Source organism: Rhizobium sp. N621 (genome assembly GCF_001664325.1).
Taxonomy (GTDB): Bacteria; Pseudomonadota; Alphaproteobacteria; order Rhizobiales; family Rhizobiaceae; genus Rhizobium; species Rhizobium esperanzae.
In genome coordinates this window covers 4,037,817-4,053,035 of record NZ_CP013495.1, presented here as the reverse complement: position 1 = coordinate 4,053,035, position 15,219 = coordinate 4,037,817, and the positions used below count along the sequence as shown (strand labels likewise).

Annotated in this window: 13 protein-coding genes and 1 tRNA gene; 5 read left to right on the top strand and 9 right to left on the bottom strand. The window is 61.5% G+C overall.

Features of this window, described 5'->3' with window-relative positions:
* Positions 1-5: 5 nt before the first annotated feature.
* Together AMK00_RS19440 and AMK00_RS19435 are read right to left on the bottom strand one after the other, a co-directional pair.
* Positions 6-518, bottom strand: coding sequence for a disulfide bond formation protein B (locus tag AMK00_RS19440; protein WP_064811443.1), 513 nt, complete (start codon positions 516-518; stop codon positions 6-8).
* A 22-nt stretch (positions 519-540) separates the two neighbouring features.
* Positions 541-1,131 carry a YqaA family protein gene (locus AMK00_RS19435; RefSeq protein ID WP_064805251.1) on the bottom strand — a complete coding sequence of 197 codons (591 nt, stop codon included), beginning with the start codon at positions 1,129-1,131 and terminating at the stop codon, positions 541-543.
* Between the two features lie 195 nt (positions 1,132-1,326).
* On the opposite strand from AMK00_RS19435, the gene AMK00_RS19430 reads away from it, so the two are divergent.
* A complete protein-coding gene (locus AMK00_RS19430; protein ID WP_064806372.1) occupies positions 1,327-1,617 on the top strand; it encodes a hypothetical protein in 291 nt (96 codons plus the stop codon).
* A 16-nt stretch (positions 1,618-1,633) separates the two neighbouring features.
* On the opposite strand, the gene AMK00_RS19425 is transcribed toward AMK00_RS19430, so the two are convergent.
* The gene (locus AMK00_RS19425) at positions 1,634-3,379 is read right to left on the bottom strand and encodes a cation:proton antiporter domain-containing protein (protein WP_064806369.1); all 1,746 of its coding nucleotides are present in this window, start codon (positions 3,377-3,379) and stop codon (positions 1,634-1,636) included.
* A 209-nt stretch (positions 3,380-3,588) separates the two neighbouring features.
* Here AMK00_RS19425 and AMK00_RS19420 point away from each other — a divergent pair, with 209 nt between their 5' ends.
* Positions 3,589-3,870, top strand: a complete 282-nt coding sequence (locus AMK00_RS19420) for a hypothetical protein (RefSeq protein WP_064805249.1) — start codon at positions 3,589-3,591, stop codon at positions 3,868-3,870.
* Between the two features lie 168 nt (positions 3,871-4,038).
* Positions 4,039-4,326, top strand: coding sequence for a hypothetical protein (locus AMK00_RS19415; RefSeq protein WP_064811442.1), 288 nt, complete (start codon positions 4,039-4,041; stop codon positions 4,324-4,326).
* A gap of 172 nt (positions 4,327-4,498) precedes the next feature.
* Here AMK00_RS19415 and AMK00_RS19410 read toward each other — a convergent pair.
* A tRNA-Leu gene (locus AMK00_RS19410) sits at positions 4,499-4,583 on the bottom strand.
* Positions 4,584-4,707: 124 nt separating this feature from the next.
* Positions 4,708-6,003, bottom strand: coding sequence for an MFS transporter (locus tag AMK00_RS19405; RefSeq protein ID WP_064811441.1), 1,296 nt, complete (start codon positions 6,001-6,003; stop codon positions 4,708-4,710).
* 126 nt (positions 6,004-6,129) lie between these two features.
* On the opposite strand from AMK00_RS19405, the gene AMK00_RS19400 reads away from it, so the two are divergent.
* On the top strand, positions 6,130-6,708 hold the full coding sequence (locus tag AMK00_RS19400) for a TetR/AcrR family transcriptional regulator (RefSeq protein WP_064805228.1): 579 nt from the start codon (positions 6,130-6,132) through the stop codon (positions 6,706-6,708).
* Between the two features lie 64 nt (positions 6,709-6,772).
* On the opposite strand, the gene AMK00_RS19395 is transcribed toward AMK00_RS19400, so the two are convergent.
* Complete coding sequence (locus AMK00_RS19395) at positions 6,773-7,753, bottom strand: aldo/keto reductase (protein WP_064805227.1); 981 nt, start codon at positions 7,751-7,753, stop codon at positions 6,773-6,775.
* A gap of 197 nt (positions 7,754-7,950) precedes the next feature.
* Between AMK00_RS19395 and AMK00_RS19390 the strand changes: the two genes are divergently transcribed.
* Positions 7,951-9,579, top strand: coding sequence for an AMP-binding protein (locus AMK00_RS19390; RefSeq protein WP_064811440.1), 1,629 nt, complete (start codon positions 7,951-7,953; stop codon positions 9,577-9,579).
* A 15-nt stretch (positions 9,580-9,594) separates the two neighbouring features.
* Here AMK00_RS19390 and AMK00_RS19385 read toward each other — a convergent pair whose 3' ends face one another.
* From AMK00_RS19385 to secA, 3 genes are all read right to left on the bottom strand, one after another.
* Positions 9,595-10,872 carry a GNAT family N-acetyltransferase gene (locus AMK00_RS19385; protein ID WP_064811439.1) on the bottom strand — a complete coding sequence of 426 codons (1,278 nt, stop codon included), beginning with the start codon at positions 10,870-10,872 and terminating at the stop codon, positions 9,595-9,597.
* Positions 10,873-12,288, bottom strand: coding sequence for a lipopolysaccharide biosynthesis protein (locus AMK00_RS19380; RefSeq protein ID WP_064811774.1), 1,416 nt, complete (start codon positions 12,286-12,288; stop codon positions 10,873-10,875).
* A gap of 176 nt (positions 12,289-12,464) precedes the next feature.
* Positions 12,465-15,179 (bottom strand): preprotein translocase subunit SecA, encoded by a 2,715-nt coding sequence (gene secA / locus AMK00_RS19375; protein ID WP_064805220.1) that lies wholly within the window; start codon positions 15,177-15,179, stop codon positions 12,465-12,467.
* Between the last annotated feature and the right edge of the window lie 40 nt (positions 15,180-15,219).

Here is a 15,219-nt window from a genome sequence, read left to right as displayed (position 1 = left end):
TCGCCTCACGCAGATTTGCGGACGCCGACGAAGGCGAAAGCTGCGAGCAGAATGCCGGCGATCACGTTCCAGCCTGCAAAAGAGAGGCCAAGCACCCTGAGCGCCGCATCGGTGCAGGATGGGCCTTTGATCGTATTGAGCTCAGTGAGCAGATCGCCGGCATTGCTCGTCATGCTGTTTGCAGTCGTCGAGCAGGTCGCCGGCCCCGGCCAGAAATGCCATTCCACGCCAGCGTGATAGACGCCCATGCCGGCCGTCACCAGCATCAGGATGCCGGCAGCAAGCAGCATTGCGCGGGAAATCCAGTTCGGCAGACCGGCAAGCTCGCAGATGGCAGCGAGAATGGCGATCGGGATGGCATAATAATAGGGCTGGCGCTGCAGCAGGCAGAGTGCGCAGGGAATATAGCCGCCGATATACTGGAAGCCGAGCGCGGCACCGACCACCGCCGCCATGCCGATAGCGAGCAATATGGAATAGGTAAAGCCGGGGCGGGCGAGCGGCGAGGAAACAGTCATGGCGGAACTCCGCAAAGTGGGCCTAGTGAGCGAAAGAGCGGTAGCCGACATATAGCACGATCACCGCACCAGCACCGATGCCGACGATCTGGCCGAGGCGCTTTTCGATGAAATGCCGGATCGGCTCGCCGTAGCGGCGCAGCAGCCAAGCGAGGAACAGGAAACGCGCGCCGCGCGCAACAATCGCCGAAACGATGAAAAGACCGAGATTGACGTGGATGACGCCGGACAGGATGGTCACGACCTTGATCGGCGGCAGATGCGCGATACCCGAAGTGACGAGCAGCAGCAGGATCCACTCGTAGCTGACATAGGCCTTCATCTGCTCAAAGGCATCGAGCTTGCCGTAGAATTCGAGAACCGGTCGCGCCACCGTCTCATAGGCGTAAAAGCCGAGCGCCCAGCCGGCGATGCCGCCGAGCACGGAGGCGACGGTCGCAATCAGCGCATAGCGGTAGGAGCGTTCCGGCTTGGCAAGCGCCATCGGCAGAAACAGCACATCGGCGGGGACGAGAAAGACGGAGCTTTCGACGAAGGCGATGACGGCGAGCCAGACTTCGGCCGATTTGCGCGAGGCCAGAGACATGGTCCAGTCGTAAAGTCTGCGAAGCATTCCATTCCTTTCCTATTGCGGTGCAAAAAGCTTTAGGGGTCGTATGCGGCGCTGTAAATGCTCGCCCGTGTCCTTCGTGCCACCGCCGTCTAAAAATTTTGTGATGCAGAGGCGTCGCCGCCTCTCCCAAGATTTCATGGGATTGCGAATCGGCCATTCTGCGGCAAGGTTTACGTGGTCGACGTGCAGGGTGGCATGAGAATGTTCAAAGTGATCGAAGGCGGCCTTGGGCGGGCCGTGCAAATAAATGACCGGGCCGAAGCGGGCCCGGGACCGAGCAGGGAAGATGTGCGCCAGGAAGCGAACCGACGGCTCAAGGAAAGTGGTTATCACCCGTCCCGCATCCGGGAATTTGCCACCGGTGTGCCGATGCTGGCCTCCCTGAAATACCTGTCGCTGCAGATCGATTTCGCAGCCGAGACCTTGTCGCGGCTCGACCCGATTCCGGACGATTTCCGCTCCGATGGCTATTGGCCGGCGGGTTGAGACGAGCGCCGCGCCCTCAGGACAGATCCATCGACTTTTCCCATTGCTGGCGCAGGACGTTCATTTCGGTGCGCTTCTGCGCCATTTCGCTGACGATGGCGCGCAAGTTGGGATGATGCGACATGAACATGTTGAAATCGCGCCGCTCGAGCACCTCGAACTGACAGAAGTCGACGGCGATGACGTCTGCCGTGCGCCTTCCGCCGCTCAGCAACGCCATTTCGCCGAAGAAGGCGCCCGGTTCCAGGCGAATCGCGCCGCTGGCGAGACGCACTTCGACCGCACCTGAGGAGATGAAATACATGCTGTCGCCGCGATCGCCGCGACGGATGACACGTTCGCCTGGTGGAGCCGACTTCGCCTTGAAGAGCAGCAGCAGCTCTTCCTGCGCATCCTCCCCGACCTGAGAGAACAGCGGAAACGTTTCGATCAGCTGCTGCATCTTCAGCTGATGCTGGCGTTCGCGTTCTTCGCCGAGCGCCCTGATCTTTTCCAGTTCTTTGCCGAGCGTCTTCTGCCTCTTTCTGCCGAAACTTTCGAATAGGGAGGGCCATTGCGCATGGATATGTTTCTTCAGGCCCTCGGTTGCGACGATCACGATCGGGTTGAGGGTGATCGACAGGATCGCTGCGGCAAGGATCAGATCCTGGCCTTCATGCGGCAGAAGCCCGAGCGAGACGCCGAGGCCGGCGAGGATGAAGGAAAATTCACCGATCTGGGCAAGGCCGCCGGCCAAGGTCAGCCCCATGCCGATCGGATATCTGAGCAGCATGACGATGGCGAAGGTAATGACAGCCTTGCCGAGGATGACGAGGGCCAGGGCGCCGATCACGGCCAGCGGCTGGCGAACCAGGATCGAGGGGTCGAAGAGCATGCCGACCGAGACGAAGAACAGCACGGAGAAGGCATTCTGCAACGGCAGCGAATCGGCTGCTGCTCTGTGGCTGAGCTGGGATTCGCTCATGACGACGCCGGCGAAAAAGGCGCCGAGTGCAAAGGAGACGCCGAAAATCGCCGCCGAGCCGAAAGCGATCCCGAGCGCGATCGCCAGCACCGTCAGCGTGAAGAGTTCGCGCGAGCCGGTGCGGGCGATCATCGTCAGCAGCCAGGGCACGATACGGGGGCCGAGGAAGATCGCCATGGCGGCGAAGGCCAGCACCTTGAACAAGGTCAGTCCGATCGTCAGCACCAGCGGCAGCTCACCGAGGCCGTGATTGGTATCGAGGGCATGGCCGCCGAGAAGCTCTGCCAGCGCCGGCAGCAGCACCAGGGCCAGCACCATCACCAGGTCCTCGACGATCAGCCAGCCGACGGCGACGCGCCCGCTCGGCGCATTGACGAGATTGCGTTCCTCCAGCGCCTTCAGGAGCACGACCGTACTCGCTACCGAGAGGCTGAGCCCGAAGACGACGCCGGCGCCGAGGCTCCAGCCCCAGAGCATGCAGAGGCCGATGCCCAGCAGAGTGGCCAGAACAATTCGGCCGATCGCGCCCGGCACCGCGATCCCGCGTACGGCAAGCAGGTCGGATGCGGAAAAATGCAGGCCGACGCCGAACATCAGCAGGATGACGCCCATTTCGGCAAGCTGACCGGCAAGGGCGGTATCGGCGACGAAGCCTGGCGTGAGCGGCCCGATCAGGATACCGGCCATCAGATAGCCGACGAGCGGCGGCAGCCGCAGCCGGTCGGCGCCATAACCGAGGACCGCCGCGAAAACAAAACTGACGGCGACCGTCGCAATGAGTCCCACTTCCTGATGCACGTCTGCCCTCGCCTGATGGTAACGGCCGCCACCTTGGACGAAGCGCAAGCAAAATTAAATAGTTGATTTGCGTTTTGCGGCTGCTCTGGGAGGTGTCGGCTTGGTCGCGAACAATAAATTCCACGTCTATTCGAGAATGACAGGGTTGCCGCTGATGTCGGAACCACTTCCCTTTTGCTTCGTTGGCCCTTTAGACAAGGAGAAACGACATGAGAAAGATCATTCTGAACTGTGCCGTGACGGCCCTTGCCGCCTGCTCGTTTGCAGCGCCTGTCCTCGCCGACAGCGTTTATGTCAGGGAGCGTTCCTATGACGATGACTATCGTTACGAGCGAGTGCGGCCCGGCATCACCATCAGCGAGCGCGGCGTGACCTTCGGCGTGCGCGAACGCGAGCATCGTCGCTATCGACATGATGGCTGCGATGTCAGGAGCGTCACCCGTCAGACCGATGAAGGCGAAGTGACCAGGACGGTCAGGCGCTGCTATTGACAAAAATTCGCGACAAAGACGAAGCCCGGCTCCCGCAAGCCGGGTTTTCGCCTTTCGCGTGGCACGCACGCGCAATGCGGTGGTGGAAGTGATCAGGCGGTGTTATGAGCACCCTTTCGTTCGAAGCGCATTTTCGGCGCACAGAACCCCGCACAGGAATTTTTCAGTATGATTGAGCTTACCCCATCCCAGATTGTTGCACTCAAGCTCGCCAAGGCCGGAGATCTCTATCCTCAGCCGGCGAATAGATGGACGCATCAGAACGCGACGGTGACCTACGCAAAGACCGACCGCTGGAAAGAGCGGCCGCAGAAGGTGAAATCGGTCACGGCTAAGACGCTGGGCGAGTTGAAAGAGCCGGGCTTCCTCGAGCGGCGTCACCTCGACGATGACGCATCAAAAGATGTCTACGGCATCACGATGGCCGGCAAGATGTGGCTGCTGAAGAACAAGTAGTTTCGGGCAGATGTGAATTCGTTCCGTGCTTCCGCGTCAGCTTGATGATGCGGAGGCGCGACACGATTGTATTCGGGATAATGGCGCCGCTAAGCGGAGCATCATCGAACCAGTCCGCCTTCGCTTAGCTGCTCTCTTCGGCTCGCCGAGCCGAAGCTCATAGAGCGGAGGCTGGTGCCCCATGCCGGGGTCGAACCAGCACTTCTTTCGAAACTCGATTTTGAGTCGAGCGCGTCTACCAATTCCGCCAATGGGGCAACGGATACGGACGGGCGGCTGTCTAACATGCGAGAACCCGCGCGCGCAAGACGGGCCGGCGAAGTTATCGCAATGAAGCGTTGGAGGATCCGGCCTGGTTTCGAGGCCGGATCCTGTTTCATATCAGTGGACGGCGGCAGGTGCCGGGTTGGTCAGGCCGGACTTCTTCAGCGTGATCGCCAGGATCGAAGCTAAGAGGCATAAGGCGCCGGCGACGAAGAAGGCGGGCAGGTAGCTCGACAGCTCCGTGCGCGACAGGCCGGCGCCATAGGCGGCGGTGGCGGCGCCCAGCTGATGGCCGGCAAAGACCCAGCCGAAGACGAGGCCGGCCTTTTCGCGGCCGAAGCGGTCGGCGGCAATCTTGACGGTTGGCGGCACGGTGGCGATCCAGTCGAGACCGTAGAAGATGGCAAAGATGGAAAGGCCGTAGAAGCTGAAATCGCTGAAGGGCAGATAGAGCAGCGAGAGACCGCGCAGGCCGTAATACCAGAACAGCAGCCAACGATTGTCGAAGCGATCGGAGAGCCAGCCGGAGCCGATGGTGCCGAAGAAATCGAAGATGCCCATGACGGCAAGCACGCTGGCGGCTGCCACCGGCACGATCCCGAAATCGCCGCACAGGGTGACGAAATGCGTCTGGATCAGGCCGTTGGTGCTGAGGCCGCAGATGAAGAAGGTGGCAAACAGGATCCAGAAAGTCGAGGTCGTCGAGATTTCGCGGAGCGTGGTGATCGGCGTCATCAGCGCAGCGCCGAGCGTCGTGCGGGCCGGCGCAGGCGCGACATGGGCTTCTCCCAGCGACGGCAGGTTCACGTCAGAGGGACGGTCGCGCATGAAGAGAAGGACGAGAAGCGCGGCAAGCATGATCATGGCGCAGACGAAGAACACGGTGGCCCGCCAGCCGTAACGTTCGGTGAGTTCCGCCATCAGCGGCAGGAAGACGAGTTGGCCGGTTGCCGAGCTCGCTGAGAGCATGCCGACGACAAGGCCGCGGTGCTTGACGAACCAGCGCGTCGAAACCGTTGCCGCCAGCACCATAGCCGTCAGGCCGGTGCCGAAGCCGACGACGATGCCCCACAGGGCCAGCAGATGCCAAAGCTTGGTCATGAACAGCGAACCGATGAAGCCTGCGCCGATCAGCGCCAGTGCAAAGACGATGACCTTTCGGACCCCGAAATAATTCATGAAGGCAGCTGCGAACGGGCCCATAAAACCGAAAAGGAGCAAGCGAATCGCCAGTGCGGAGGAAATCTGCGACGTTTCCCAGCCGAACTCGTCCTGGAGCGGCTTGATGAGGACGCCGGGGGCGCCCATGGCGCCTGCCGTCACCAGCATGGTCAGGAAGGTCGCGGCAACGACGACCCAGCCGTAATGAATGTTGCGCCGCGCAAGGGAGGAGGCAAGAACTGCTGAAACCATGAGGGGATTCCATTCGAATTCAGGTGGGGAAGATACAGAGCCGCTTTACATGATGGTCATCATATTTGTTGCTTATTGATGATAGACATCATATATTTTGTCAAGCGACGATTTCTGGAGATGAAGATGCGGGTCAGCCGCGAAAAATTTGTCGAGAACCGCGAGAGGATTCTCGATGTTGCCGGCGTGCTCTTTCGCGAGAACGGTTTCGATGGCGTCGGCGTTGCCGATATCATGAAAGCGGCGGGGCTGACGCATGGCGGCTTCTACGGCCACTTCAGTTCGAAGGACGAACTGGCGCTTGAGGTCAGCCGCAAGCTGATCGACAAGGTCGAGACGCGCTGGAGGGAACATATTGCCGAGTCACCCGACCGGCCACTGCAGGCACTTCTCGACCATTATATTCATTGGCGCACGGTTGACGATCCGGGCGGCAGCTGTGTTTTCGCGACCTTGATTCAGGAGGTGAGCCGCAGCCGCGGCGCGATGCGCGCGGTCTTCAGCGACGGTCTGTCCGTATTGGTCGATACACTTGCCGATATCGTTCCCGGCGAAACCGAGGAGGAGCGTCGCGCCAATGCAGCGACGACGCTCTCATCGATGATGGGCGCCGTTATTCTTGCCCGCGCCGTCGAGGACCGGGCGCTTGCCGAGCAGTTTCTGGTGACGATGCGCCGGCAGCTCGATCCCGCCAACCTGACATAATCCGAGCCCGGAAGCCGAGGGTCCGACCCCCTCCACGCCAGTCTGCCCATCGAGATGCCAACGGCTATTTGAATCCGGCGATGGCGTGCGGGATGTAGGGCGCTTCGAGTTCCGCGATTTCCTCGGCGGTGAGTTTGACCGATAGCGAGGCGACGGCATCCGCCAAGTGGTTCGGCTTGGAAGCGCCGATGATCGGGGCGGTCACCACACTCTTCTGCAGGATCCAGGCCGTGGCTATCTGGGCGCGGGAGATGCCGCGGGCTCTGGCGATTTCGGCGACGGCATCGACGATCTTGCGGTCGGCATCGATGGACTGCGTGTAGAGCGTCTTGCCGAATTCGTCGGTTTCGCTGCGCGCCGTCGTCTCGTCCCAGTCGCGGGTCAGGCGGCCGCGGGCCAGCGGGCTCCAGGGGATGACGGCGATCTTCTGGTCTTCGCAGAAGGGCAGCATTTCGCGCTCTTCCTCGCGGTAGAGCAGGTTCAGGTGGTTCTGCATACTGACGAACTCGGTCCAGCCGTTCAGCCGGGAGATATAAAGGGCCTTGGCGAATTGCCAGGCATACATCGACGAGGCGCCGATATAACGCGCCTTGCCCGATTTGACGACGTCATGCAGCGCTTCCACCGTTTCCTCGATCGGCGTCGTATAGTCGAAACGATGGATCTGGTAGAGGTCGACATAGTCGGTGCCGAGGCGGCGCAGGCTATTGTCGATCTCGTCGAAGATCGCTTTGCGCGACAGACCGGCGCCGTTCGGGCCCGGCCGCATGCGGTTGAACACCTTGGTCGCCAACACGATATCCTCGCGCTTGGCGAAGTCTTTGATGGCACGGCCGACGATCTCCTCCGAGGAGCCGTTGGAATAGGTGTTGGCGGTGTCGAGGAAATTGATGCCGAGGTCGATCGCCTGCTTGATCATCGTCCTACTTTCCTCTTCCCGCAGGCTCCAGGCATGATTGCCGCGGCCGGGATCACCGAAGGTCATGCAGCCGAGGCAGATTTTCGAGACTTCGAGACCGGTCTTTCCAAATTTGACGTATTCCATGAAACGACTCCAGAATTGAGATAACCCCGCACGGCGTTTCATGATCTAGTGCGAAGCCGCCAACGTCGCAGGGGGCTGAATGAAAAATCTGCGGGCGGCAAGTACAATGGTGCGTGACGGGGCCGCCGTTTCGTCTGCGGCTTGCGTATCCGCGCCGCAAGGTGTTAGCTGCTGCAGCATTTCACCGGAATTCGACTATGCGACTGCCGTCCTTCGATCGTTATGGCGATCTCTACCGTGATTTTTCCTGGCGGATTCCGGAGGATTTCAATATCGGCCGCGCTGTCAGCGACGAATGGGCGGTGCGAGAGCCGGAGCGTGTCTGTCTGGAGCATTTCAGCCCGGACGGCGACCATCTTTCACTGACCTATGGTGAACTTTCCGCGGCCTCTTCGATGTTCGCCAATGCGCTGGCATCGCTCGGCATCAAGCGCGGTGATCGCGTCGCTCTGCTGATGCCCCAGTCCTTCGAGACCGTGATTGCGCACGTCGCGATCTATAAAATGGGCGTGATCGCCCTGCCGCTGGCGTTGCTGTTCGGCATCGAGGCGCTTGAATATCGGCTCAGAATCTCAGGCGCGGCGGCAATCATCACCAATGATTTCGGCCTCGATCGTGTCCGGCAAATTCGCGATCGGCTGCCGGAGCTGCGACATGTGATCAGTGTCAGCGAGGCTGCCGACGCCCTCTCCTTTGCCGATCTGACCGCCTCGCATGCGCCGGTCTTCGAGGGAGAGAAGACAACGCCCGACGATCCGGCGCTGATGATCTTCACCTCGGGCACGACGGGGCCGCCCAAGGGCGCATTGCATGGCCACCGTGTTCTGCCCGGGCATATCCCCGGCATGCAGTTCGCCCATGAAGGGTTTCCCAAGGCGGGCGACAAGGTCTGGACCCCGTCCGACTGGGCTTGGGCCGGCGGTCTGCTCAATGCGTTGCTGCCGAGCCTGCTGCTCGGCATTCCCGTCGTCTCGTCGCCGGCGCAGAAATTCGACGCCGACACGGCCTATCGGATCATGGCGAAGATGAAGGTGCGCAATGCCTTCATCCCGCCGACGGCGCTGCGGCTGATGCGATCGGTTTCCGATCCGCGCTCGAAATATGATCTGGTGCTGCGCACGATCGGCTCGGCGGGAGAAGCGCTCGGCCGCGAGACCTATGACTGGGCGCGGCGCACGCTCGGCGTCACCGTTAACGAATTCTACGGCCAGACGGAGTGCAATTTCGTGCTGTCGTCGAGTGCCGCCTTTGGTGTCACCAAGGCCGGCGCCATCGGACGCGCGGTGCCGGGACATCGCGTCGCGATCGTCAGCGAGGCCGGCGACGAGCTGCCGGCGGGCGAATCCGGTCAGATCGCCATCGCCAGTCCCGATCCCGTCATGTTCCTCGGCTATTGGAACGACGCGGCGGCGACCGAGCGAAAATTTCTCCACGGCTGGCTGCTTACCGGCGACATCGGCCGGCAGGACGAAGACGGCTACGTCACCTTCGAAGGCCGCGACGACGACGTCATCACCTCGTCCGGATATCGCATCGGTCCGGCCGAGATCGAGGATTGCCTGATCGGCCATCCCGCCGTGCAGCTTGCGGCGGCCGTCGGCAAACCCGATGCGGTGCGCACCGAGATCGTCAAGGCCTATATCGTGTTGTCACCCGGTCATTTGCCGAGCGAGGCGCTGGCCGCCGAAATCAGGGAATGGGTAAAGATGCGGCTTTCGATGCACGAATATCCGCGCGAGGTGGAATTCGTCGAGTCATTGCCGTTGACGACAACCGGCAAGGTCATCCGCCGGCTGCTGCGGGAGAAAGCTGCGGCTGAGGGCTAAGCTCCCGGAGATGCTTTAGCCCCGGCCGGCGAGCGACATGATCTTCTCGCGCAACATCTTCGCCATGTTACGCGTGCTGCGATACATGTGGAGGTGGGCGGCGGCCTGGCGCATGTCGCGGTCGCCGTTCTGGGTCAGGCCGATGACCAAAGTTCCCATCTCCTCGCGCTCCTGCCAGAAGCGGCTCATGATCGGATGATCGGAGACGGCGCAGGAATCCGAGCGCACGATGTTGGCGTCATCGAGGTGCCATTCCGTGAGTTCGCTCATCAAGAGCTTGCCCGGCGAATAGCGGGCATAGTTCTCGTCATAGGCGGTCTTCCAAGTATAAGCTTCGCCGCCCATCATCAACACCACGATGGCGGCGATCGCTTTGCCGTTAAGATCGATCGTATGAATGCGCACGGCGTCGACGGCGGCAAGGTTCGACACGGCCTCACGCGCGAAGGCAGTATGATAGCGATCGGTGACGAGAGCGCTTCGCCGTTTGCCCTTCCAGCCACCGGCCTCCATCGCCAGGAATTCCTCGAAACGGACGTGGACGTCGCGCGGCTGGCGGGCGACGGCGTAGACGGCCGTTCCCTGTTCCTCCAGCAGGCGCCACTGGCGGCGCATCTCACGCATGTGTGACGAGGATATGGTTTTGCCGAGATAGGCGGGCGCCTCTTCCTCGCTGTGCAGCATCGGGCGCAGATAGGGGTTGGTCACGGTGAGCGGAAGGTTGCGGCTGAGCGCCACGGCCTTGAGCATGCGCACGAAAATGCCGTTCAATCTCAGATCCGGCAAGACCAGTGTGCTCGGCAGGCTGAGATCGGGAACGGTCAGTCCTTCGAAGAAATTGTCGAGGGTTTCGGCCGCATCTTCGCTGTCGACGAGCGGTGTGCCGAGCGGGCCGAAGCTGTTCGACCAGCCGCGGATGATCGAGGGGCCGACGGCAAAACCCGGTCTGTCGACCGAAAACGGCAGGAGGAAGCGCATGCGGCTGCGGCCGGCGCCGTGATCGCGGATGAGGGCGAAATTGACCTGCCGGTCCTCGATCCGCGGCATGGCCGGCGCAAGGAAGCGGCCGGAGAAAAAGACGTTCGGTTCCATCGCCCGGTTGGACAGGAAGTCGAGCTCATCCTGAAGTTCGTAGCCGAGCTTGCCGGGATAGAGGCAGAGCTCGCGCCCCGGCCGGCCGATCTCGGCGCGGGCCTCGGCCTGCGGCGCTTCGAAATGCAGCGCCGCAAGCTCATGGATCATGCGGTTGCTGATGCTGTCGGTGCTTTCGGTGACGGGGGGCAGGCGCACCATCTATCGAACTCTCATTTCTGGCGTTGCGGCGGAGGGGCTGGCGAAGGCGAAGAGGGCGATGCCGAGCGTGCGGCGCACGGCGACATGCAGGAGGATAGCTTCGACCGCCATGGCCGAGGCTGTGGCGACAGCGGTGCCTTCGATGCCGTAATCCGGGATCAAAGCAAGGTTGAGGCCGACATTGGCAGCCAATGCGCCGGCATAGAGCGCCACACACAGGTTCTGCTTGCCCGCCATCATCAGCAGTGTTTCAGCCGGGCCGACCAGTGACTTGGCAAGGATGCCGGCGAGCAGGATCGCCATGACAAGATAACCTGATGTGAAGGCGCCGCCGAATAGCGACAGCAGCAGATGGCCGGCCGCGAGCACGGCGAGGCCGACCCCGAGCGCCGGCCAGAAGGTCCAGCGGGCGGCGTCGGCGGCGGCCGCCGCCAGCTGAGCGTGGTCGCCTTCGGCGATGATCGAGGAAAAGCGCGGGCCGGAAGCGGCCTTGACCGAGAAATTGATGAAATGCACCAGCGCCATGGTCTTGGCGGCGGCGAAATAGATGGCGACGTCGTGCGGTTCAAGGAAAATGCCGACGACGATGACATCGGAATTGGTGAGCAGGAAACTCACGCCCTCGATCAGGAAGATCGGGAAGGCGACACTGAGCCAGGCGAGGAAATCGATTTTGCGCGGACCTTCGTCATAGTGCCGGCGAAGGCGATAGAGTGTCGCGCCGTACTGGCCCAACGCGGTGACGAAGGTGGCGGCAAGTGCTGCCTGCATGGCGGTGACGGCCGTATGCTCTGCACCCATTGCAATGGCGATCAGCATGAAGGCGATGATGAGAATCGGCCGGACGATATAGACCGGGCTCAGCGCCATCACCGGCCAATGGTTCGCCCGCGACGTGCCTTCCAGAATATCGCCGAGCGCGATCATCGGCATGGCAAGCAGGCCGAGGAAGATCGGGACGAGATAATAGGTCTCGATCCTATCGCCGAAGAAATGCAGTCCGATCATGCCGGCGGCGAGCATTACTGTGCCGGAAAGCATCGCGAAAATGCGTGCCGTGCCGGTCAGGCCGCGGATTTCGTCGAAGGCGCCTGCCGCCTTGTACTGCGGCAGAAAGCGGACGATCGCGGTGTGGAAGCCAAGGCAGGAGAGATCGCCGAAGACGACGATCAGCACCCAGACGAAAACGAAGATGCCATATTCATATTCGCCCATCAGCCGTGCGAGCACGATCTGCGAGATAAAGGCAAGCGCGGCGCTGAGGATGCGGATCGAGAAGGCCGTCAGCGCCATCCGCCGGGCGGCGGCTTTTTCGCCGCCTTCGGTGAGCATGGCGGCAAGCATGCGCAGCGTGCGGCCGCCGATCGGGCGCAGGCCCACGGGCAGCAGTTTCTCCGCTGTTTCTATGACCGCCATGATGAACACGCAAAACTCTGAGGTCAGGCAAATCGTCCCCGAAGTCTTGACAGAACAGGGTTAAGAAACGGTTCCGGATCGGGCTGCCATTCGGTGGTGAAGGCCAGGTTTTTGTGCTGCCGCAGAAAAGAAAATGCCGCCCGGAGGCGGCATTTTCCAGCTTTTCGCGATTTGCCTCAGACCTGCTCGAAGGCACCGTGGCAATGCTTGTATTTCTTGCCGGAACCGCAAGGGCAAGCCTCGTTGCGCCCGACCTTGCCCCAGGTGGCGGGGTCGTCCGGATTCCGGTTCTCAGGCGAGACGATGACTTCGGAAGCCTGGTAGATCGGGGCGAAATCGTCCTCGCCGGTCGTCGGATCGAGATGATGGGCCTGCATCAGCGGTGGTTCCGGCTCAGCAGGCGCCTGCTGCACCAGCTCGACGCGCATCAGCTGGGCGGTGACGGCCTCGCGCAGATTGTTGAGGAGGCCGGTGAAGAGTTCGAAGGCTTCGGACTTATATTCCTGCAGCGGATCGCGCTGGGCATAGCCGCGGAAACCGATGACGGAGCGCAGATGGTCGAGGTTGACGATATGCTCGCGCCAGAGATGGTCGAGCGTCTGCATGACGATCGAGCGTTCGACGTAATGCATGATGTCGTCGCCGAAGCGCTCGGCCTTTTCGGTAAAGGCGGCGTTGGCGGCCTGCGTCAGGCGCTCGCGAATGTCGTCTTCGCCGATGCCTTCTTCCTTGAACCATTCTTCGATCGGCAGATCGAGGTTCAGGATATTGGCAACGCCGGTCTTCAGCCCGACCGCATCCCATTGTTCGGCATAGGCGCGCTCGGGGATATGCTTTTCGACCAGATCCTCGATCACTTCGCGGCGCATATCGGAGACGGTCTCGGAAATATTGGCCGATTCCATCAGTTCGAGACGCTGCTCGAAAATCACCTTGCGCTGATCGTTGAGGACGTCGTCATACTTCAGCAGATTCTTGCGGATATCGAAGTTGCGGGCTTCGACCTTCTTCTGCGCGCGCTCGAGAGCCTTGTTGATCCATGGATGGACGATCGCCTCGCCCTCCTTGAGGCCGAGCTTGGTCAGCATGCTGTCCATGCGGTCGGAACCGAAGATGCGCATCAGGTCGTCCTGAAGCGAAAGGTAGAATTTCGAGCGGCCGGGGTCGCCCTGACGGCCGGAACGGCCGCGCAGCTGGTTGTCGATGCGCCGGCTCTCGTGGCGTTCGGTAGCGATGACGTAGAGACCGCCGGCGGCGAGCGCCTTCTGCTTGAGCTCCTTGATCTCCTCGACGATCGCCTGGATCCTGGCGTCGCGCTCCGGACCGGCCTCGAGTTCGCCGAGTTCGCGCTCGATGCGCATATCCAGGTTGCCGCCGAGCTGAATGTCGGTGCCGCGGCCGGCCATGTTGGTGGCGATCGTGACGGCGCCCGGCACGCCGGCCTGGGCAACGATATAGGCTTCCTGCTCGTGGTAGCGGGCGTTCAGCACCTGGAAATCGTTGAAGCCCTGCTTGCGCATGCGCTCGGCGAGCAGTTCCGACTTCTCGATCGAGGTGGTGCCGACGAGCACCGGCTGACCGCGCTTGTGAGCGTCGAGGATCTCCTCGATGATCGCCTTGAACTTCTCGTCGAAGGTCCGATAGACCTCGTCGTCCTCGTCGAGACGCTTGATCGGCAGGTTGGTCGGGACTTCGATGACATCGAGATTGTAGATATTGCCGAATTCTTCCGCTTCCGTCTGCGCCGTGCCGGTCATGCCGGCGAGCTTGTCGTACATGCGGAAGTAGTTCTGGAAGGTGATCGACGCCAGCGTCTGGTTCTCCGGCTGGATCTGCACCTTTTCCTTGGCTTCGAGCGCCTGGTGCTGGCCTTCCGAATAACGGCGGCCCGGCATCATGCGGCCGGTGAATTCATCGATGATGACGACTTCGTCGTTGCGGACGATATAGTCCTTGTCGCGCTGGAAGAGTTTGTGGGCCTTCAGCGCATTGTTGATGTGGTGGACGATCGCGACGTTCTCGATGTCGTAGAGCGCGTTACCCTTCAAGAGGCCGGCCTGACGCAGCAGGTTTTCCAGCTTCTCGGTGCCCTCTTCGGAGAAGTTGGCGGAACGCTGCTTCTCGTCGATCTCGTAATCGCTGGGTGCGAGCAGCGGAATGAAGGCGTCGATCGTATTGTAGAGTTCCGAGCGGTCGTCGAGCGGACCGGAGATGATCAGCGGCGTGCGCGCTTCGTCGACGAGGATCGAGTCCACTTCGTCGACGATCGCGAAGTTGTGGCCGCGCTGGACCATCTGATTCTTCTCGTACTTCATGTTATCGCGCAGATAATCGAAGCCGAGCTCGTTGTTGGTGGCATAGGTGATGTCGCAGGCATAGGCCGCGCGGCGCTCCTCGTCGGAGAGGCCATGGACGATGACGCCTGTGGTCATGCCGAGGAAGCCGTAGACGCGGCCCATGGTCGCCGCATCGCGCTGGGCAAGATAGTCGTTGACGGTGACGACGTGCACGCCCTTGCCGGAAAGCGCGTTCAGATAGACCGGCAGGGTGGCGACGAGAGTCTTGCCTTCGCCGGTCTTCATCTCGGCGATCGCATTCGAATGCAGGATCATGCCGCCGATCAGCTGTACGTCAAATGGTCGCAGGCCGAGAACGCGGCGCGACGCCTCGCGCACCACGGCAAAGGCGGGAATCAGAATGTCGTCGAGCGTCTTGCCTTCGGCGAGAAGGGCGCGGAATTCGGCGGTCTTTGCCGCGAGCTGCTCGTCCGTCAGCGCCTTCGTCTTCTCTTCGATGGAGTTGATCGCGGCGACGTTCGGCTGGTAGGACCGCACGCGGCGATCATTGGACGACCCAAATAACTTGCGGGCTATACCGCCAAAGCTGACCATGTGACTGGTCCTTTCTCAATATTCATCCGCGACGTTTCTT